The 21,852-nt window shown below is 31.5% G+C and carries 16 protein-coding genes; 6 read left to right on the plus strand and 10 right to left on the minus strand.

Annotated features, from left to right (window positions below):
* Nucleotides 1-721: 721 nt before the first annotated feature.
* Nucleotides 722-1,441, minus strand: a complete 720-nt coding sequence (locus DK442_RS08170; RefSeq protein WP_109435376.1) for a DUF4294 domain-containing protein — start codon at nucleotides 1,439-1,441, stop codon at nucleotides 722-724.
* Nucleotides 1,442-1,550: 109 nt separating this feature from the next.
* Here DK442_RS08170 and DK442_RS08175 point away from each other — a divergent pair, with 109 nt between their 5' ends.
* The 5 genes from DK442_RS08175 (at nucleotide 1,551) to DK442_RS08195 (ending at nucleotide 9,659) form a co-directional block, all read left to right on the plus strand.
* The gene (locus tag DK442_RS08175) at nucleotides 1,551-2,642 is read left to right on the plus strand and encodes a M42 family metallopeptidase (RefSeq protein WP_109435448.1); all 1,092 of its coding nucleotides are present in this window, start codon (nucleotides 1,551-1,553) and stop codon (nucleotides 2,640-2,642) included.
* A 124-nt stretch (nucleotides 2,643-2,766) separates the two neighbouring features.
* Nucleotides 2,767-4,689 carry a transglutaminase family protein gene (locus tag DK442_RS08180; protein WP_109435377.1) on the plus strand — a complete coding sequence of 641 codons (1,923 nt, stop codon included), beginning with the start codon at nucleotides 2,767-2,769 and terminating at the stop codon, nucleotides 4,687-4,689.
* Nucleotides 4,690-4,712: 23 nt separating this feature from the next.
* Nucleotides 4,713-6,941 (plus strand): DUF3857 domain-containing protein, encoded by a 2,229-nt coding sequence (locus DK442_RS08185; protein ID WP_109435378.1) that lies wholly within the window; start codon nucleotides 4,713-4,715, stop codon nucleotides 6,939-6,941.
* A 134-nt stretch (nucleotides 6,942-7,075) separates the two neighbouring features.
* On the plus strand, nucleotides 7,076-8,989 hold the full coding sequence (locus tag DK442_RS08190; protein WP_109435379.1) for a DUF294 nucleotidyltransferase-like domain-containing protein: 1,914 nt from the start codon (nucleotides 7,076-7,078) through the stop codon (nucleotides 8,987-8,989).
* A 1-nt stretch (nucleotide 8,990) separates the two neighbouring features.
* Complete coding sequence (locus DK442_RS08195; protein ID WP_109435380.1) at nucleotides 8,991-9,659, plus strand: PolC-type DNA polymerase III; 669 nt, start codon at nucleotides 8,991-8,993, stop codon at nucleotides 9,657-9,659.
* 92 nt (nucleotides 9,660-9,751) lie between these two features.
* Here DK442_RS08195 and acs read toward each other — a convergent pair whose 3' ends face one another.
* From acs to DK442_RS08245, 9 genes are all read right to left on the minus strand, one after another.
* The gene (gene acs, locus DK442_RS08200) at nucleotides 9,752-11,659 is read right to left on the minus strand and encodes an acetate--CoA ligase (RefSeq protein ID WP_109435381.1); all 1,908 of its coding nucleotides are present in this window, start codon (nucleotides 11,657-11,659) and stop codon (nucleotides 9,752-9,754) included.
* On the minus strand, nucleotides 11,656-13,563 hold the full coding sequence (locus DK442_RS08205) for an acetate--CoA ligase (protein ID WP_109435382.1): 1,908 nt from the start codon (nucleotides 13,561-13,563) through the stop codon (nucleotides 11,656-11,658). Before DK442_RS08205 ends, acs begins: the two co-directional genes overlap by 4 nt.
* A gap of 268 nt (nucleotides 13,564-13,831) precedes the next feature.
* Nucleotides 13,832-14,194, minus strand: a complete 363-nt coding sequence (locus DK442_RS08215; protein ID WP_109435384.1) for a response regulator transcription factor — start codon at nucleotides 14,192-14,194, stop codon at nucleotides 13,832-13,834.
* Nucleotides 14,195-14,247: 53 nt separating this feature from the next.
* On the minus strand, nucleotides 14,248-16,932 hold the full coding sequence (locus DK442_RS08220) for an ATP-binding protein (protein ID WP_109435385.1): 2,685 nt from the start codon (nucleotides 16,930-16,932) through the stop codon (nucleotides 14,248-14,250).
* Nucleotides 16,925-17,119 (minus strand): hypothetical protein, encoded by a 195-nt coding sequence (locus tag DK442_RS08225; protein WP_109435386.1) that lies wholly within the window; start codon nucleotides 17,117-17,119, stop codon nucleotides 16,925-16,927. Before DK442_RS08225 ends, DK442_RS08220 begins: the two co-directional genes overlap by 8 nt.
* An 82-nt stretch (nucleotides 17,120-17,201) precedes the next feature.
* Nucleotides 17,202-18,974, minus strand: coding sequence for a sodium:solute symporter family protein (locus DK442_RS08230; protein ID WP_109435387.1), 1,773 nt, complete (start codon nucleotides 18,972-18,974; stop codon nucleotides 17,202-17,204).
* Between the two features lie 30 nt (nucleotides 18,975-19,004).
* The gene (locus DK442_RS08235) at nucleotides 19,005-19,265 is read right to left on the minus strand and encodes a DUF4212 domain-containing protein (protein ID WP_109435388.1); all 261 of its coding nucleotides are present in this window, start codon (nucleotides 19,263-19,265) and stop codon (nucleotides 19,005-19,007) included.
* A gap of 11 nt (nucleotides 19,266-19,276) precedes the next feature.
* The gene (locus DK442_RS08240; protein ID WP_109435389.1) at nucleotides 19,277-20,524 is read right to left on the minus strand and encodes a hypothetical protein; all 1,248 of its coding nucleotides are present in this window, start codon (nucleotides 20,522-20,524) and stop codon (nucleotides 19,277-19,279) included.
* A 122-nt stretch (nucleotides 20,525-20,646) separates the two neighbouring features.
* Nucleotides 20,647-21,066 carry a helix-turn-helix domain-containing protein gene (locus DK442_RS08245; RefSeq protein WP_109435390.1) on the minus strand — a complete coding sequence of 140 codons (420 nt, stop codon included), beginning with the start codon at nucleotides 21,064-21,066 and terminating at the stop codon, nucleotides 20,647-20,649.
* A 149-nt stretch (nucleotides 21,067-21,215) separates the two neighbouring features.
* Between DK442_RS08245 and DK442_RS08250 the strand changes: the two genes are divergently transcribed.
* Nucleotides 21,216-21,767, plus strand: coding sequence for an NUDIX domain-containing protein (locus tag DK442_RS08250; protein WP_109435391.1), 552 nt, complete (start codon nucleotides 21,216-21,218; stop codon nucleotides 21,765-21,767).
* Nucleotides 21,768-21,852: the final 85 nt, after the last annotated feature.

Here is a 21,852-nt window from a genome sequence, read left to right on the forward strand (position 1 = left end):
TTTTTGTAATCACTAAAGCAATCTTCATCGCTAGTAATTCCTGTGGATACATAAGGAATCGAACCTTATAAATGTCGTAAAAAACACCCTACTCCTGTACTATCTCTAAACTTATGAACTTCGCTCTGTTTCTGTAAGCGGGTGCAAATATACAACCCTTTTTTATTCTACAAAGCTTTTTTTAATTTATTTTTGAAAAGTTTTTCTAAACCTCAAATCCAATATAAAATCCCAAAAACATAACCGCTCTGAGCGGGCGCAAACATACAACCCTTTTTTATTATATCAAGAAATTTATTAAGAAAATTTAAAACATCTTAAATCCCTAAAAAAATAAACCAAATCTCAATGAACTAAACAAAACAATACCCCGTTTTGCGGGTGCAAATATATACTAATTAAAACAAAAGTAATATCTTTTTTTAGAAAAATTCTCAAGAAATAAGGAAACTCCTGATTTTAAAAAAGATAGAAAGCTAAGATAATAAAATTAATTAAACTGAGTACGAGTTTTTTAGACTTTTTTACTTAACTCTGCCCTATTCTAATTTTTATCTAATACCTGTATTAAGGATGGAAGTGGCATCCTTTTGTTTATATTATATGGTTTAAAATGCATTATTCTTAACATCACAACTTCTAATCCCTAATAGAAGATCTTCCTCTACAACAAAAGATATAACGGACAGCCTGACCCCAGCATTGGGGAAATACCCAAAAATTAATTCTTACCTGAGGCTGTTTTTGTTGTATCTGACCATTTGTTTCTCAAATCATAAAAACTAAAATCTAATGCAGTTTTTTGCTCTTTAAGAATATTTGATTGAAAACTACGCTGTAAAATATCCTCTATCCAGTAATCTTCCTCTACATTAATAGGGTCATATTTCTCTTTTAATGAAATATTAAACAATTTGGCAGTACTATTGTACCAAAAAGCTTTCCATCCACTTCTATATTCTTTCACCAATTGAAACATGGTATTACCTGTTTGACGATAAATCAATTTTACAAGTATCTGCCCTTCTGTACGTGTGAGTTTTTTTAACTCTGCTGTAAACTCCTCCTCCATATATTTTTGCAATATTTTTATATATCGCTTTTTCTTTTTCTTGGACTGGATACTTTCTAATCGATTATTAAGTGTTGTTAATCTTTCTGCAGCTAATTTTGCATAAGGATATACTTTTCTAGTTTTACGTCTAAGTATGAGATATCGTCTTCTGGACAGTTTATCTTTAAATTTTAATCTTCGTAAAATAATAACCTCATCGAGATTTATAGCTTCATGAGGTATCGTATCCCCATCAATAATATAATACTGTATAAATCCTGTAGTATCTACTAAAGAAGTATCAATCTGCTTTTGAGTTCCTTTTTGAGAGTATAGTAAGGACACAAACATTAGAGATGTTATATATAATATTGAATGTTTAGACATAATAGACTTTGAGAGCTTCTAAAATTGTTCCAAAATTAGCAATTAACCAATAGTAAACTGTAAAATGAATGTGAATATTATTATTTTCGCAATAAAACCAAATAATACCATGGCAAAAAAAAGCATTCTAAATAAAAAGTCCTTGACTTTTCTTGAAAAATATTTAAATAATCCTGCTCCAACCGGATATGAATGGGAAGGGCAAAAAATCTGGATGAATTATCTAAAACCATATGTAGATGAATTCATAACAGACACTTATGGAACTGCTGTTGGTGTAATCAATCCTAAGGCTAAATACAAAGTTGTTATTGAAGGACATGCTGATGAGATTTCATGGTATGTAAACTACATTACAGATAACGGGCTTATTTATGTTATCAGAAATGGAGGAAGTGATCATCAGATCGCAACTTCTAAACGTGTTAACATTCATACAAAAAAAGGTATTGTAAAAGGTGTTTTTGGATGGCCTGCCATACATACAAGAAAAGGAGCAAAAGAACAAGCTCCTACTCTAGAGAACATTTGTATTGATGTGGGTTGTAACACTAAAGAAGAAGTTCTAAAATTAGGAGTTCATGTTGGTTGTGTTATTACTTATCCTGATGAGTTTTTTATTTTAAATAAGGATAAATTTGTCTGTCGTGCCCTTGACAATAGAATGGGGGGATTTATGATCGCTGAAGTTGCCCGTTTATTAAAAGAAAATAAAGACAAGCTTCCTTTTGGATTGTATATCACTAATTCTGTGCAAGAGGAAATTGGTCTTAGAGGTGCAGAAATGATTACACATACTATTAAACCAAATGTTGCCATTGTTACTGATGTTTGTCATGATACTACTACTCCGATGATCGAAAAGAAAACTCAAGGAGAAACTAAAATCGGAGATGGTCCTGTAATTTCATATGCTCCTGCTGTTCAAAACAGGTTAAGAGAGCTTCTTATTACTACTGCAGAAAGTAAAAAAATTCCTTTTCAGCGTATGGCTTCCAGTAGAATGACAGGAACAGATACTGATGCTTTTGCTTATAGCAATGGTGGTGTTGCCTCTGCTTTGATATCATTACCGTTGCGTTATATGCACACTACAGTAGAAATGGTACACAGAGATGATGTAGAAAATGTTATAAAATTAATTTACGAAAGTCTGTTAAATATTAAATCTGGGGAAAGCTTCAGCTATTTTAATAAATAGTATTTCTTTTTAGAATAAGACTTTAAAAAATACTTAAGACCGCAAAGACGATTATCGACTTTGTGGTCTTTTTTCATTTGGAATATTATATTTGTCTTTATTAAGTTTACGTAAAACTCTCAGAATGAATAAAAAAACTACTTTAATAGTATTTTTACTATATCACTTAGTATTGTTTCCTCAAAAGAATATTGACCCTACTTCTGAAGATATTCAACTCGCTAAAGAATTAAAAAAAAAGTACCTAGAAGATGATGTTGCTATTTTAAACCATGTTGAAGATATTTCTTTTGATTTTGACAAGAAAACAGAACAAGTAATTGTAAAACACAACAATAATCAGGAATACATTAACCTGGACTCCAGAACCAAAATACCTCTTTATCTATTTTATGACGAACAATCTACAATAGATAGATTAAAAGTATCTTATAGAAATGATAAAAACGCAGGAATATATTTTGGTGATGAATACTATAATAATGAGGAATTGTTTCATACCGATGCCAGAGTAAAATGGACGACATTAAAATTTCCCCTTTTAGGTTATAAATACAACTTTAGCTATACCAAAACATATAGCGATATAAAATATTTTGTCAACACTTATTTTGACGACACTTATCCTATTCTTAAGAAAACGATTAAAGTTCATATCCCGGATTGGCTGTCTTTAGACATAAAAGAGATTAACTTTGATAATGCATCTATTACAAAAGATTCTAAAAGAGATGATGAAAATGGTATTACTACCTATATTTATACTCTTGAAAACAGCAATGCTATTCCAAAAGATGAGAATAAACCAGGGCCAACATATTACAGACCTCATTTACTGTTCTTGGCCAAATCTCATCAAAAAACCGGAGAGAAAAAAACACTTTTAAATAATACTGGAGATTTATACAATTGGTATTATTCTCTTGTTCAACAACTAAAAGATGATCCCGAAACTATAAAAGAAAAGACCTTATCAATAATCAAAGACAGCCAGACAGAAGAGGATAAAATAAAAGCAATTTACTATTGGGTCCAGGATAACATAAGATATATAGCTTTTGAAGATGGAATTGCCGGGTTTAAGCCCGATGAAGCCCAAAATGTATATCGCAAAAAATATGGTGACTGTAAGGGAATGGCTAACCTTACTAAGCAAATGTTAAAAATCGCAGGTTTTGATGCAAGACTCACATGGATTGGTACCAAGCGTATTGCATATGATTATTCCTTACCAACTATAGCTGTAGATAATCATATGATTTGCACAGTTATTAATGGTGATAAAAAATATTACCTGGACTCTACAGAAAAATACAACCCATTAAATTATAGCGCAGAACGAATACAAAACAAACAAGTACTTATCGAAGATGGAGACAGTTATATTCTTGACAAAATCCCTTTATATGAATCAACTCAAAATCTTGAAACATTTGTAGGCGATTTTATTATTGAAAAAGAGGAGTTAATAGGTAAGATTTCCAGAGAATATAAAGGAGAAAGTAAGTCTCACTTCTTATATAGTATTAACAATTTAAAAACAGATAAAAGAGAACAAATATTAGAATGGTATATCAAAAGGGATGACAATAATTTATCCATAGCTAATATAGATGTTACGGATATTACAGATAGAGATGGTGATCTAAGTCTAAAATATAATATTAATCAGAAAAATGCAGTGAGTGCTTTCGAAGACGAATTGTATATTGACATTGATTATTATAAAGAATATAAAAACCTTAACCTTGACAAGAGGTCTATCGATTATATGTTTCCATACAAAATCTTTGAAAAAACCGCTATCAATTTAGAAATACCAACAGATTATAAAATTAAAGAATTACCAAAAGATTTAAAAATCAAAAATGACGATTTCGAAATCATTTTTAGTTACAAAACAGATGGTAAGAAAATAAAATATGAAAAAACAATTCATTTTAAGAACGCAAAAATTAGTGCTAATGCGATTGATGCATGGAAGGGTTTTCATTATAATTTAAAGGAACAATACCAAAAACAAATCATTTTAACAAAGGGAAAATAAAATTTTATACCCACTAAAAAAACATGAAAAAATACCACAATCATCAATCTACCTATTTCTTTACTCTATTTTTCTTATGCATTACTTTATTTGCATATGCACAACCCAAAAAATCCGAAGACATTAAGGCTTTTATTTGGGGAGAAAATGATACCTATAAAAAAATCCCTACTATACCAGAAAAATGGAAAAACGAATCTGCTGTTGTTATTTTGGATAACCAAAATCATTATTATAATAAAAGTAAAAAATCATTAGATAATTTTTTCTTAACCAGAAGAATCATTAAACTAAATGATAAAGCAGCTGTTGAAAAATTCTCTGAATTTAATTATCCTACTTTTCTAATTGAAGGAATTAAAGAGATTAAAACCTGGATGGGGATAAAAATCATCAAACCCAATGGAGATGTAAAAGAGGTTGATGTCGAAAAAGAAAAAATCAAAACCTCTTCTGATAAAGCCGTATACTATTATGGTTTTATAAAGAGTAAAATTAAATCTGATGAAATCTATAAACTTGCAGTTCCAGAATTAGAAATTGGCGATATTATTGATTTTTACATCTATTCTTATGAAGAATACAAAACCTCCGGGAGTTATGTAATGGATGCTATAGAAACTACTTTAGGAGGAGAATACCCTACCATGGATTTTTCACTGAAACTAAAAGTAGAAAACGATTTCTTTATTAACTTTAATTCTTATAATGGAGCTCCCCAATTAAAGGATATTACCGCACCTAAACAACGTGATAAAGAATATCAATTATCCGCAAAAAATGTAGAGAAAGTAGAATCTTTACAATGGTTATACCCATTGGTAGAATACCCGTCTTTTAAATATCAAATATCGTTTGCTAAATCAAATGTATACGAAGATAGAACAAACGCATTTTTATCAGAAAAAGAAGACATTATAAAAAAGGGGATGACTTCTGAAGAAATGCTGGAGGAATATAAAAATGGATATCCTTTAAAGTATGTAGCCAAAGACATCAAGAAATTTTTTAAAGAAAAAGAGCTTAGTCAAAAAGAATTAGTAGAAGAAGCTTATTACTATATGCGTCATGTCTATCTCAATCAATATCTAGAAGGAGTGATAGCAACTGAAGAGAAATTAACCGACTTATATTATCCACTAGTATTATATAAAGACCCTATTTTGGTAACAAAACAGTCCCAGTTTTTGCTTCGTTTTGGTTCCTTTCTAAAAAGAAATGACATTCCGTTTGAAATTATAAAAGCTAAGCATAGGTATGATGGTAGTATTGATGATCTATTAATCCGAAAGAATCTCACTTCGATAATAAAAGTGAACTTAGAAGAACCTATTTATGTATACCCTTTTGGCAACAATACCTTTTTTAACTGGATTCCTTCTTCTGTTGAAGGCACAAAGGTTTATGCCATGAAGTTTACTGAAAAATATGATAAGCTGGAAAAAGTCGAGAAATCCAAATTACCCATATCAAAATATACAGATAATAACACAAAAGAAATTTCGAATATTACTTTTGATGATACATTTTCTAAAATCACAGTGCATAGAGAGTCTTTTCTTAAAGGACACAATAAAGTAAATCAAATGAACGAAAGGCTGTTCTTTTTTGATTATGTTGAAGCCGAATATAAAAAATATGGAACGACTCCTTTTATAGATCTTCTAAATAAGAAAAATAGAAAAAAATACGATCAAACCTTTGTTGCTTATAAAGAAAAACGTTCTAAAAAGAGACTTAAACGATTAGAAGAAAGTACTCAGGGCGAATTCGATTTTAAAATTGAGGACTACACCTATGATATAGTAAATACTGGAAGAAATTCTACAGATGATTTATTAAATTATAAAGAAAAATATATTATAAAAGATGATTTAATAAAAAGAGCTGGACCTAATCATATCTTAGAAATAGGAAAGCTAATTGGTAACCAGGTTTCTATAGAAGACAATGCTAAAAATCGAAAAGAAAACATTTATATGCCATATCCAAGGTCATATAATAATGAAATTATTATTAACATCCCAGAAGGATATACGGTCTCTGGTTATGAAAAGTTAAACATGAAAGTTGAAAATGAAACTGGTGGATTCATTAGCGAAGCTAATCTTAACAAAGATACATTAACGGTAAAAGCATATAAATACTACAAAAACAATTATGAACCCAATGGTAACTGGAATAAAATGTTAGAATTTTTGGAAGTTGCTTTTCAGTTTTCTCAGGAAAAAATTCTGCTTAAAAAGAAATAACTAAGTTTATACTATAAAATTCAAAAAGACAGCCCTCTATGATTAACATAGAGGGCTGTCTTTTTAACAAAACACTTAAGCAAAAGCTGATAAATCTCATATTCTTCAGGTTACTTTTTACATAAATTAGTAGTATGAAAAATACAATTGCAGAAAGAATTTTTGATTTTTTAAAAGACTTTCCTCCTTTTCATCTATTAACTCAAGAACAGCTTTCTAACGTATCAAAAAACGTAAAAGTTGTTTATCTACAAAAGGAGAAATATGTATTCAAAAATAATGATGAAATTCATAATCATTTCTATGTGGTAAAAGATGGGGCTATTGGAATTTTCAGAGAAGAAGATAATTTATTAGTTGACAAATGTGATGAAGGAGATATCTTTGGTCTACGTGCACTCATAAGAAAAGGAAATTATATTCTTAGTGCTAAAGCTATAGAAGAAAGTATTATATATAGTATATCCTCTGAGTTATTAGAAAAGATTATTACCACAAATATTGAAGTCAATAAATTTCTATTGGCAAGTTTTGCTACAAATACTCGAAATCCATATTCTAATGAAAACCAGGGCACTCTCTTTGGACAAATAAAAAAAATTCAAAAAAACGAATTAAACTTTACCGAAATTCAATCTGCACAATATTCAAAAAACCCTATTACATGTACTCTGGATACTACTATTTCAGAAGCTTCTATACTTATGACCAATAAAAGAATTGGATCCATAGTCATTACAAAACAAGGTAAACCAATAGGTATAATAACAGATAAAGATCTAAGGACCAAAATTGCTACTGGTAAATTTTCTATAGAGGATAAGGTTCATAAAATCATGTCTTTTCCGGTAATAACCTATCCAGAAAACATCTCTATTGCAGAAGCCCAGATCGCTATGCTTCAAAACAAAATTACGCATTTATGCATTACCAAAGATGGTACCGTAAATTCTAAACTGACAGGGATTTTATCAGAACATGATATTGTGGTTATTCATGGAAATAACCCTTCTGTACTTATTAAAGAAGTAAAACGAGCCACAAAAGCAGAAACATTAAGGTATATCAGAAATAAAGCAGAACAACTTATCCAAGGATATATTAATCAGCATATTCCTATTTTTTTTATATCTAAAGTTATATCTTCTATTAATGATGCTATTATTCAAAAAGCTATTGCTCTTTCTTTAGAAGAAATGGATACTCCCCCACCAACAACTTTTGGTTGGTTATCTTTAGGAAGTCAAGGCAGAAAAGAACAACTGCTACTCACAGATCAGGATAATGCTTTAGTTTTTGAGAATGTTCCTCAAAAAGATTATAATAGAACCAAGGATTATTTCATTTCTTTATCTAAAAAAGTAACTCAAAAACTTAATACTGTAGGTTTTGAATTTTGTCCTGCAAAAATGATGGCCAGCAACCCTAGATGGTGTCTATCCTTACAAGAATGGAAAAATCAATTTAATAATTGGATTACTCAACCCGACCAAGATAAAATAATGCTCTGTACCATATTTTTTGACTATACTCTAGTTTATGGCAATCAAGAATTAGTGAATACTATGTCTGATAGTATTTTTAAATCCATAAATACATATGAGATCTTTCTAAATTTTTTAGGCCTAAATGCACTAAAAAACCCTCCACCTTTAAGTTTTTTCAGAAATTTTCTGGTTGAACATAGTGGTCGTCATAAAGATCAGTTTGACATCAAAACCAGAGCCATAATGCCAATGGTAGATGCTGCACGATTACTTGTCTTATCCCATAACATCAAAGAGTATAATAGTACAATTTTGCGTTTTGAAAAATTAACTCAAATTGAACCTCAGAATAAAGACTTATTTACATCATGTATCAATGCTTTTGAAATATTACTTACGTTTAGGACTCAGCAAGGATTACTTCATAAAAATTCTGGAAGGTTTATTGATCTTAAGTCACTGAGTAAGGCCGATCGATTAAAACTTAAAGGTTGTTTTAAATCTATAAAAGATATTCAAGACCTCATCAGAATACGTTTTAATTTATCTCAATTATTGTAACATGTTGTATTGGTTTAGACATAAGAATTATCCTGACTTCTGGAATCAATACCGAAATCATTTTATCAAAAAGAAATCATTTGATCTAGACATAACCCGTTTTATTGTATTTGATACTGAAACTACTGGGTTACACATAAAAAATGATCGTATTTTATCAATAGGTGGAATTAGTATTATTAGTAATACCATGGATGTTTCAGATAGTATCGAATTGTACTTAAAACAGGATACATTTAATCCAGAAACAGTGGAAATACATGGTATTCTAAAAGATGGGAACAATATTAAAATCAATGAGAAACAAGCTATAATTGAATTTCTGGAATATATCAGGGATGCCGTTTTAATTGCTCACCATGCCTCCTTCGACATTGCAATGATCAATGAAATTTTGGCAAGGCAAAGATTACCTAAACTCAAAAATAAAGCACTGGATACTGGGGTGTTATTTAAAAAAACTGAATTATGTCACGTCAACAGTAAACCTTATTCTTTAGATGAACTCTGCGCTATATTTAATATCAAAAAACATGATAGACATACAGCCTCTGGAGATGCATATATAACCGGACTGATATTCTTAAAAATCCTTGGTGAATTAACCAGTAAAAAAAGGATAACTCTAAAGGATCTATTTTATAATCGCAACAGACCAGGATTACTTTAACAATATACTAAGAGCAAATACTTTCTCCTATTTACCATAAAAACAATGAAGTATTAAAAAAATACTTCATTGTTTTATTTCATACTTATATATCACAACGCTTTATCCATAATTTCCTGAACAACTTCAGGGTTCAGCAATGTACTAGTATCCCCTAGATTACTAGTATCTTTTGAAGCTATTTTACGTAATATTCTTCGCATAATTTTTCCACTTCGTGTTTTAGGAAGCCCTGGTACAAATTGTATTTTATTTAACTTAGCTATCGGTCCTATTCGATCTGTAATTTGTTGATTCACCTCTTTACTAAGATTATCCCTATCGCGATACTCGCCTGTTTCTTTAAGAATAATAAATCCATATAGAGCATTTCCTTTGATATCATGAGGAAAGCCTACAATGGCAGATTCTGCCACTGCCGGGTGTTCATTTATGGCGTCTTCAATTGGTGCAGTACCCAAATTATGACCAGACACGATTATCACATCATCTACTCTTCCTGTTATCCTATAATATCCAACTTCATCTCTTAGTGCTCCATCTCCTGTAAAATACTTATTTTCAAAAGCTGAAAAATATGTCTCTTTAAAGCGTTTATGATTTCCATATATTGTTCTTGCTATAGATGGCCATGGAAACTTAATGCATAATCTCCCATCTACCTGATTCCCTTTTATTTCCAGACCATTTTCATCCATTAGAGCAGGTTGTATTCCTGGCAATGGTAAAGTAGCATAAGTGGGTTTGGTTGGTGTAGAATATGGTATTGGCGAGATCATTATACCACCTGTTTCGGTTTGCCACCATGTATCTACAATTGGAGATTTTTTTTCTCCTACATGATCATTATACCAATGCCATGCTTCTTCATTAATAGGTTCTCCAACGGTTCCCAGAACTTTTAAACTAGAAAGATCTCGATTTGTTACATAATCCAGGTTTTCTTTAGCCAAAGCTCTAATTGCCGTAGGTGCAGTATAAAATTGAGTAATCTTATGTTTCTCTACAATATCCCAGAACCGTCCAAAATCGGGATAGGATGGTACTCCTTCAAACATAACTGTTGTTGCTCCGTTTGCCAATGGACCATACACAATATAAGAATGTCCAGTAATCCAGCCAATATCAGCAGTACACCAATAAATATCATTCTCGCGATATTGAAATACATTTTTAAAACTGTATGCAGTATATACCATATATCCTGCTGTTGTATGTAACATCCCTTTAGGCATCCCAGTGGAGCCAGAAGTATATAATATAAATAAAGGATCTTCTGCATCCATAATTTCTGGCACACAATCCTTATATGCTTCATCAAGCAATGGTTGCAACCATAAATCCCGGCCGTCTTTCATAGCAATATCTGAATTGATTCTTTTTGCTACTAAAACCGTATGAACACCGGGGCAACTTTCTAAGGCCTCATCTACAATACCCTTCAAATCAATTGTTTTAGCCCCTCGATAAGATCCATCAGACGTTATCACCATTTTTGCTTCACAATCATTGATTCTTGTCGATAATGCACTTGCAGAAAACCCTGCAAAGACAACAGAATGTATGGCTCCTATCCTAGCACAAGCCAACACAGAAACCGCCAATTCGGGAATCATAGGTAAATAAATACATACTCTATCTCCTTTTTGAATTCCTTTTTCTTTAAGTACGTTGGCAAATTTACATACCTTTTCATGTAATTGTTTATATGTAATATGTTGTGCATCTTCATTTGGGTCATTAGGTTCAAAAAGAATAGCGGTTTTATGTCCCCTATTGCGTAAATGCCTATCTATACAATTTTCTGTTATATTTAATTTAGCCCCTTCAAACCATTTTATTTCGGGTTTTGTAAAATCCCAACTTAGCACATTATCCCATTTCTTTCGCCACATAAAATGTTCTTCTGCAACTTCTGCCCAAAACGTTTCGGGATCCCTAAGTGATTTTCGATATACTTGATAATATTCTTCTAGATGTTTTATGTGATAATTACTCATTGTAGTTGATTTTTATATTTTCCTAATCTATGTGTTTTATATATATATTCGATTTCTTTTATTATAGCTACATCATCAATCGTTGATGGAGTCTTATATTCTGTATTATTCGCAATATTGCGTAATAATTTTCGTAAGATTTTTCCAGAACGAGTTTTGGGTAATCTCTTTACAACTAAAACATTTTTAAAAGATGCTACTGCCCCAATATTATTACGTACAGTATTGACTATTTCATTTTGTAATTGTTCATTGCTCGTTGTTTCTCCAGCTTTTAAAACAACCAATCCCAAGGGTTTTTGTCCTTTAATATCACAATGAATTCCAAAAACAGCGCATTCTGCAACGGATTTGTGTGAAGCTACAATTTCTTCCATTTCTGCCGTAGAAAGTCTATGTCCTGCTACATTAATTATATCATCTACTCTTCCTGTTATGAATACATAACCATCCTCATCTTTATAGCCGCCATCTCCCGAAAAATAATATCCTTCAAAACGTTCCAGATATCCTGCTTTATATCGTTCAGGATTTCGCCATAAATTTGATAATGTTCCTGGAGGCAATGGTAATTTTACTGTTACATATCCTTCAACATTTGCAAAGGTTTGTACTCCATCTTCATCTAGAATCTGAATATCATAGCCGCAAACTGGTTTGGCTGAAGAACCAGGTTTTATCTTTAGTAATTCTAATCCAACCATATTTGCCAGCATTGGCCATCCTGATTCTGTTTGCCACCAATGATCTATTACAGGAACTTTTAGTTTATTTTCTGTCCATTTTAGAGTAGCTACATCACAACGTTCTCCTGCCAGGAATTGATATTTTAAGCTAGACAGATCAAATTGTTTAATCAATTCTCCTTGAGGGTCTTCCTTTTTAATGGCTCGAATAGCTGTAGGTGCAGTAAACATAACTTTTACCTTATGTTCACTAATTACTCTCCAAAAAGTAGACGCATCTGGTGTTTTGATAGGCTTACCTTCAAAAAGAATAGTTGTATTTCTATTTAATAATGGTCCGTATACAATATAACTATGCCCTACCACCCAACCTACATCGCTTGCTGCCCAGTACACATCTCCTCCATCTACACCATACACATATTTCATTGAAAATTTTAAAGCCGTAGCATACCCTCCAGAATCTCGTATAATTCCTTTTGGTGTACCGGTCGTTCCTGACGTATATAAAATATATAAAGGATGAGTTGATGATACAGGCACAGGTTCTGTTATCGAAGCTTTTGCAATGAGTACATCATAATCTATATCATATGATTTATTTGAAATTTCTACTCCTTGTTTCCTATCATAGTTAACAACATAATTTGGTTTATGTTTTGATTCCTCTATAGCTTTATCCACAAAGGGTTTATAGGGAATAATGCGTTCTACTTCAATTCCATTAGAAGCTGTTATTATAACTTTAGGTTCACAATCATCAATTCTTATCGCTAATTCGTGAGGAGCAAAACCTCCAAACACCACTGAATGAATGGCCCCTATACGGGCGCAAGCTAACATAGCGTAGATCGCTTGCGGAATCATTGGCATATAAATAATAACTGTATCTCCAGTAACAACCCCTAGATCATTAAGTCCTCCTGCCAGTTTTGAAACCTCATATTGCAGTTCACTATACGTAATATTTTGTTTTGTATTGGTTACAGGTGAATCATATATAATAGCATTTTGATGACCATACCCATCCTCGATATGTTTATCTATACATAAGTAACTTAAATTAAGTTCACCATCTTTAAACCATTCAAAATGATTATCGCTATCTCTGGATAATATTGTATTTGGTTTTTTATACCAAGCTAAGTTTTGCATTTGTTCTTTCCAAAATTCCTCAGGATTTTGTATGCTTCGGTTATAAAATTCTTTATACTTCATGGCTTGGTGTTTTTAGTCTTAAATAAACCAAACCAATTTGGGTTTAATACTTTTAACTTTATAAGAACCCAAAGTATAATTACAAAACAAGCTCCCATTACAATAGAGTTAAGAGGGCTTATCGGTGTTTCGTTTTCGAACTTAAAGCGAAAGTATAATGAAACGATCACATAGATACATATAACAATATCAGATATTAAAGGATTTAATCTTAATTTCATCTTTACTAACTTTAGTTAAACAATTGTTTTATTCATCTTAATAAAAATCAATTCAGTAATTCTTCTATTTCTATAACTAATTTTTTAACTGAAAATGGTTTTGTCAAATACTTGTCTGCTCCTAACTTTAGGCCTTTTTCAATATCAGCTACTTTATTTTTGGCAGAAAGAAATACTACTTTGGTATTTTTAAGTGACGGATTACTCTTTATTTTTTTTAATGTTTCATATCCATCTACATTAGGCATCATAATATCCAAAAGCACCACATCTGGAATATTATCCTTTGCAATTTGTAAAGCCTCTCCTCCATCTCTGGCTATAAATACTTCAAAATTCTTTTTCTTAAAAGTATATTCAAGCGACATTACAATATTTGGTTCATCATCTACTATTAAGATTTTTTTCATAGGTATAAGGGTTTCTGTACTGTTGATTTTGAGACTATCCTCTTTATTTATTCTTATTTAGGTATGGTAAATACAAATCGAGCTCCTTTTTTATATTGTTTATCAATCCATATTTCTCCTTGGTGACTTTCAATAATTTCTTTACTAATTGCTAAACCTAGTCCGCTACCCATAGGTTTTTTGATATTTTGATGTTTTGATTGGTAAAATTTATCAAAAATATAATTGAAATCCTCTTTTGGGACACCTTTTCCATTATCTTCCACAATAATCATAATTTCATTTTTCTTTTCTTTTGTTACAACTTTAATAATTCCTTTCTCGGGTTCTGTAAATTTTAAAGCATTAGAAAGCAAATTCGTTAATACTTGTAACATGCGATCTTCGTCATATTTTGCGATAGTTTCTGATCCATTTTTATGAATTACATTTATACCTTTACTATCTGCAATTTGTGAAATCCCATAAATTGCTTTTTCTATGGTACTGCTTATTTGATTAGACTGTATCTCTAGCTCCTCTCTGCCACTAGATAGTTTTTCTAAATCTAGTATATTATGAATCAATCTAGCTAATCGGTCTGCATCGGTCACAATATTATTTAGAAATTTACTTTGAAGCTCGTCTGGCATATCATCTCCATCTGTTAAAACTTCTGAAGCAGCCTTTATAGAAGTAATTGGAGTTTTTAATTCGTGAGCAATCGTATCTAAAAACTCATCCTTTAAACGATCCTGAAGCAACAGTTCACTATTGGCTTCTTTTAATTGATTAGTAAGAATAGTTAATTCATTTGATTTTTCTTTTAATGCTTTATTTGTGGCTATAGTTTCTTTAGATTCTTCCAAAATTTTTAAAACCTCTAGTAAGCTTACTGGTTGTTCTTTGGCAACACTACCAATAAGAATTCGCGCAGAGGCACTACCTATACTACCTGTTAAGAGTTTTTCTGAAAAATTTATAAGTCTTGAATCTGCTCTTTCTTCTTCTTTTGATACTTTGTATTTTAAGTTGAAAAGGTTTAATGCCCGTTCTGTTCGTTCTTCTCCCAAAAATCGAGTCAATACATTTCTAATATCAGAAACATAGGCTTCTCCTTTCCATACAAATGCTCCTTCTTGTAAATTAGCATAGTTACTGCTATTCACAAACATTTCTGCATAATTACGTTCTCTATAATTACCTTTGGATAGTAATGAAAAAATTAGGAAACTAAATGTATTAAAAAACATACTCCAGAAAAAAGCATGAGCCTCTGGACTTAAAAAATCTATACCAAATAATGCATATGGTTTCAATAGTTCAACTCTGAACAGTCCTTGATCTACAAATGAATTATTTTCTGCTAACACATTAAACACAAAAGGCAAAATCAAAGTGTAAATAACTATAAAAACTCCTATGATCATACCAATTTTTGCTGCTCTTGCAGAACCTCGATTCCAAAAAAGACCTATAAAAAACGAGGGGGCAAGTTGTGCTATTACAACAAAGGAGATCAATCCTATTGAAAATAATGATAACTCATATGAAAAATTAATATAGAAAAAATATGCTATAATAATTAAAGAAAAAATTGATATTCTTCTGATATTCTTAATGTAATTTGCATTCTTTTCTGGATTACTTTTAATAAATTTATCTAGAAATCCATATGGAATAATCAAGTTATTACTTACCATAGTAGATAAGGCTAATGTAGAAACAACTACCATAGAAATTACTGCTGAGAATCCTCCTAAAAAAACTAGCATCGCCAATATAAGATTATCATGGTGAAGAGGTAACAACAGTGTATAATAATCCTGGTTTACTTCATCTGTTAAAGTCAAATTTCCTCCCCAGGCAATAAAAATTACAAAAACATTAAACAACAACAAATAGAGTGGAAATAACCAAATTGCCTTTTTTAGATATTTCTCTCTGTCATTTTCTACTACAGCTACATGAAACTGTCTTGGCAATAAGAAGATTGCAAAAAACGAAAGCGCAATCGTGAACATCCAATTAAATCCGGCTTCCAATCCATTGAAAGATGTGATTTCACGAAAATTATCGAGCTGAGAAGCTTTCTCATATATCTGTGTTGTTCCATCAAACAAAAAGAAAGTTACATAAATACCTATAACGAGAAAGAATACTAATTTTAAGATAGACTCTACAGCTACTGTAGTCATAATACCCTTTCTACGTTGAGAAGCATCTGTTGCTTGAGTACCAAAAAAAGCAACGAACACCGCTAATAACACAGCTATGTAAAATGTAGAATCATCCAAAACAGATGTAGATACATAACTGGTTTCATCAGTAATAATTTCGAAGGTTTCTGAAATTGCTTTTAATTGTAATGAAATATAAGGTACTATTGCAAAAACACAAATCATAGTGACCAACGCTCCTAAAAAACGGTTATTACCATATCTCAAGGAGATAAAATCTGCTATACTAGAGATTTTATGTTGTTTAGAAATTCGGATAATCTTTTTCATCACCACAATCCATAGCGGAATAGAAATTACGGGACCTAAATAGATTGTTAAAAAACTAATCCCAGATTGTGAGGCAATACCAACGCTTCCATAATATGTCCACGCAGAACAATATACCGCCAGAGAAAGCACATATATATATGGGTTGTTAACCCATCTGCTTTTCGAATTTTTTTCAGCCCAAAAGGCGATAAGAAATAAGAAAGCCAGATAGATTACAATAATCGTTATCAGGAGATAGTTATTCATAATGCTTACGCAAAATCACAAATGATATGGCAACGGCAATAATCCATATCAGGAAAATAAAGAAATAAATCATTGGAAACCCTAAAAATTCGCCAAACTGATCAAAAATTAATATCAAAGGGACATTCCAGAGTAAAAACAACACTAGAGATAGTACGATTAGCTTTTGTTGATGTCTTTTTTTCATTTTTATAAAATCACCCTTATAAATTTAGTAAAAAAACGGTGCCATACGAATTATACAGCACCGTAATCTTCTAACTAAAAAATTAATGTGAAGACGCTTCTCCAGCCCCACTCGGTATTCTAATATTTTCAACTATTTCTTGCACTTCTTTTGGAGGTGCAGCTGTCATTCTTGAGACTACTACAGAAATGATTACATTAACAATCATGGCAATAGTACCAAAACCTTCTGGTGATGTACCAAACCACCATTCACTAGCTGGTCTTGGGTCCATCACTCCTATTAATCCTGTTTTATATCTAATCATATAGAATAACATTAGAACAATACCTACTACCATGCCGGTTACTGCTCCTTGTCTATTCATACGTTTATCAAAAATTCCAAGAATTATAGCCGGAAAAAACGATGCTGCTGCCAGACCAAATGCTAATGCAACAACAGCTGCAACAAAACCAGGTGGATAAATACCGAATAATCCTGCAATAATAATAGCAACTAAAATACTAATGCGTGCTGCTAAAAGTTCTCCTTTTTCAGAAATGTTTGGTTTGATTTGTTTTTTGATCAAATCATGAGAAATCGAAGTAGAGATGACTAATAATAATCCAGCTGCTGTCGATAAAGCTGCTGCTAACCCTCCAGCTGCTACTAATGCAATTACCCAGTTGGGTAGTTTTGCAATTTCTGGATTGGCAAGTACCATAATATCTCTATCTACGTATAATTCATTGGCAGAATCATTCGCATTAGACACCAAACGTTCTCCATGTTCACCTCTCTCTCCAGTATACTTAGGTTTCCCATCAGTTGCTTTTCCATTTACATATTGAATTTTACCATCATTATTTTTATCAGACCAAGATATCAAACCTGTATTTTCCCAGTTTTTAAACCATTCTGGCACTTCTTTATATTGTGTGTTACTTACCGTTTCTATTAAGTTTGTTCTTGCAAAAACTGCAATTGCTGGTGCTGTAGTATATAAAATCGCAATAAACAATAATGCAAGACCAGCAGATTTACGAGCATCTTTTACTTTAGGTACAGTAAAGAAACGTACAATTACATGTGGTAGCCCTGCTGTCCCTACCATTAATGCCAATGTAATCGCAAAAACGTCCCATGTCGATTTTGATCCATCTGTATATTCATTAAACCCTAACTGGGTATGCAAAATATCTAATTTGTCAAGCAAAAATGTACCATCCTCTACAGTACCTCCCATACCTATTTGAGGTATGATATTGCCTGTCATTTGCATTGAAATAAAAAAAGCAGGAACCATAAATGCAAATATTAACACACAATATTGTGCTACTTGCGTATATGTAATCCCTTTCATTCCTCCTAAAAAAGCAAAAACTAAAACAACTGTCATACCTATGATTACACCTAAATTAATATCTACCTGTAAAAATTGAGAAAAAACAATCCCTACACCTCTCATCTGACCTGCCACATAAGTAAATGATACAATTAAAGCGCAAATTACTGCTACTGTTCTTGCCGTATTAGAATAATATCGATCACCAATAAAATCAGGAACTGTAAATTTTCCAAATTTCCTAAGGTAAGGAGCTAACAATAAAGCTAAAAGTACGTATCCTCCTGTCCATCCCATTAAAAACACAGAACCATCATAACCCATAAATGAAATCAATCCTGCCATCGAGATAAAGGAAGCGGCACTCATCCAATCTGCTGCGGTTGCCATACCATTAGCCAAAGGTGATACTCCTCCTCCTGCTACATAAAATTCTTTTGTAGAGCCTGCCCTTGCCCATATAGCTATTCCGAAATAAATAGCAAAAGTAATCCCTACTAAAATCCATGTCCATACTTGAACGCTCATAATAATATATTTTTTTGGTTAGTATTAAGATTACTCGTTGTAACCATATTTTTTATCCAGTTTATTCATCAATCGTACGTATACAAAAATGAGTATAACAAAAACATAGATAGAACCTTGTTGAGCAAACCAAAAACCAAGTTTAAATCCCCCAAGTCTAATACTGTTTAGCGCATCTTTAAATAAAATTCCTGCTCCATAGGAGACTGCAAACCAAATAGTCAATAAAATGACTAAATACTTGAGGTTTTCTCTCCAATAAGCAGTTGCTTTTTTTTGTTTTTCTGACATAATTATTAATTTTAGAGATAGATCATTGCTTGTAAGGTAATAAAACTTTGAGCGTCATTATCACCATACTTTGTATTTAAATATTCTAGTGTAAGTTTAGAATTATGACCGCTGAAGTATGCATTTGCTCCCACTCCAAATGTGGTTGCATTATCATCTATAAGGTCAATAGAACGTAAATTAAATGACCCATACGGTTGAAATTTAATCTTCTTATTATCATTAGGAATAACATACCCTACATGACTGTAGACCATAGAACCTGTTTCATATGTTTGTCCTAGTGTAAAATTGTCTCCATAATCATTGTTCTGATAGGATGCATAAGCGGTTATTGCAGATCCATTCTTTCCTATTGGAGCATCATAAAAGGCATCAACCGCAAAAATTGCGACATCTTGCCCTTCTAATGTTAGATCATCATTAACAAGAACACTTCCATCTGGGTGATAAAAAAACCCCGCTCCTACATTAAAAACTTTTTTACCTCCTAAATAAGATCCAACTTTATAGGGTAAAAAATTAGATTCCTGATCTAAAAAATTATAATCAAAATATCCTGCAAAGTTCTTCCCTGCATCTTTTGAACCTAATAGATCTCTCCCTGCATAATAAGTATCACCAGCAATAAAAGTATCTGGATTGGCAAGATCAATTGCAGAATCTAAAGTGTTTTTACCAGATTCATTAACTGAGACTCGATATTGGAGTTTTCCAAATGATCCTTTAAGATAAACTCCTATATGACGTGCAAACTGATCAGATAAACCTATAGTAGCCCATGATTGACGATTATTATCTAATGTCATGATATTAAGCGTACTTTGGTTATTAAGGCGTGAAATACCGTTCCAATAATGTAATCCTCCCCCGATTGCATGTTTCTCGCCTAAGCTATATTGTAACCAAAAATCGTGGAAGAAGAGTTGAGAGCTATCTCCTTTTCCTGTTGGACTTTGATTATCTCCATTTAAGCTATTTAATCCGAAATGAGTAAGAATCAAGAAATCTTTATTTATTTGAGAAAATGTTAAAATACGTGCTCTTCGAATGCTAAAATTTGTTTTACTAACATCGTCAGGCACTTCATCCTGATATCGTGCCCAGAACTGACCCCAAGAAATTATTCTAAAATATTTTGATCCATCTTCATTTAGTTTAACTTTTAGCCCACCTGTATAATCAGGTGATCCTTGAGAAAATCCTAAATATGGTACCAAAAAACAACCTAAAAAAAGTAGTAATATGAGCTTTTTCATAATTTAAGAATTAGATTTTAGAAAATGATTTGTACTACTGATGTAGTGTTGTGCACTTGTTAAAAGTCTAAAAATTATGTTAAGCAATAAAAATTAGTATAGTTTTTTGCTAATCACTATAGTTATTCTCTAAAACGTTCCCATTTAATAAGCATAAATTTATCCCCCAATTCTGTTACAACAACACCAGCTCCTTTTACATTATCGGGAGATTGAAAAAAAGTTGCTAATTCTGAAGCATTTAGAATCTTATAAGTCGGATGATATTGCGAATTATATGGTCTTTTAATATTATATTTCTTTACCCAATTGATTACGCTAACGTGAGAAATCCCCAAAATGCGTTCAATTTCGCGATATGTTAATCCCTCTAAATAAAGCTGCAAAGCTTTGTTCACATAATAATCATCTATCTTCTTACCAAGCTTATTTACTGTAAAATTATAATTACAATTTTTACATCGATATCGCTGCCTATGATTAATTACACCACTTTTAATATACTCTGATGAATTACAATTTGGACATACTTTTAAATTCATATATAGTATTTTTGCATAAATATATCATTTTAGCAATAAAAATATAACAACTATTTAATACTAATCATAAATAAATCTAATTTTTAAACGATAATTATTAAAAATATATCTTTGAATATTAATAAAAAATGAAAAATCAGTAATTACTTATGTCAGATGAATTGATAGATATATTAGATGAGCATGGAAAGAGCACCGGAGAAATCAGATTAAAATCTGAAGCTCATCAATTAGGGTTATATCATGCTAGTGTACATATTTGGTTTTTTACGGATGATGGTCGGATTTTATTTCAGAAACGTGCAAAGAATAAAGATAGTTTTCCTGATTTATGGGATGTATCTGTAGCAGGTCATATTGGAGCTGGAGAAAGTCCAGAGAATTCTGCCATTCGCGAAATTGAAGAAGAAATTGGTATATTGGTTCCGGTACATAAGTTAGAGTTTATTGGCACATATTTAGCAAAAAAAATACCCAAACCTGATTTTCTAGATAACGAGTTTCACTACATCTATCTAAGTAAACTAGATGTCTCTATCAAAAAATTAAAACTACAAGAAGAAGAAGTAGCTGGTGTTATTCTTTTTGATAGTAATGATTTTAAAAATATTCTTCATAACCCTATTAAGTATAAAGATTATGTACCTCATGGTCTGGAATATTATCACTTTATTCTTAAGGAAATCACAAATCGATTATAATAATACTTCTATTACAACTAACTATTGTAACTTCTACCGCTAATCTTTTATTATAGTATTTTTGTATTAAAATAACAAAAACAAT

Origin of the sequence: Aquimarina sp. AU119, assembly GCF_900312735.1 — a bacterium.
GTDB classification, from domain to species: Bacteria; Bacteroidota; Bacteroidia; order Flavobacteriales; family Flavobacteriaceae; genus Aquimarina; species Aquimarina algiphila.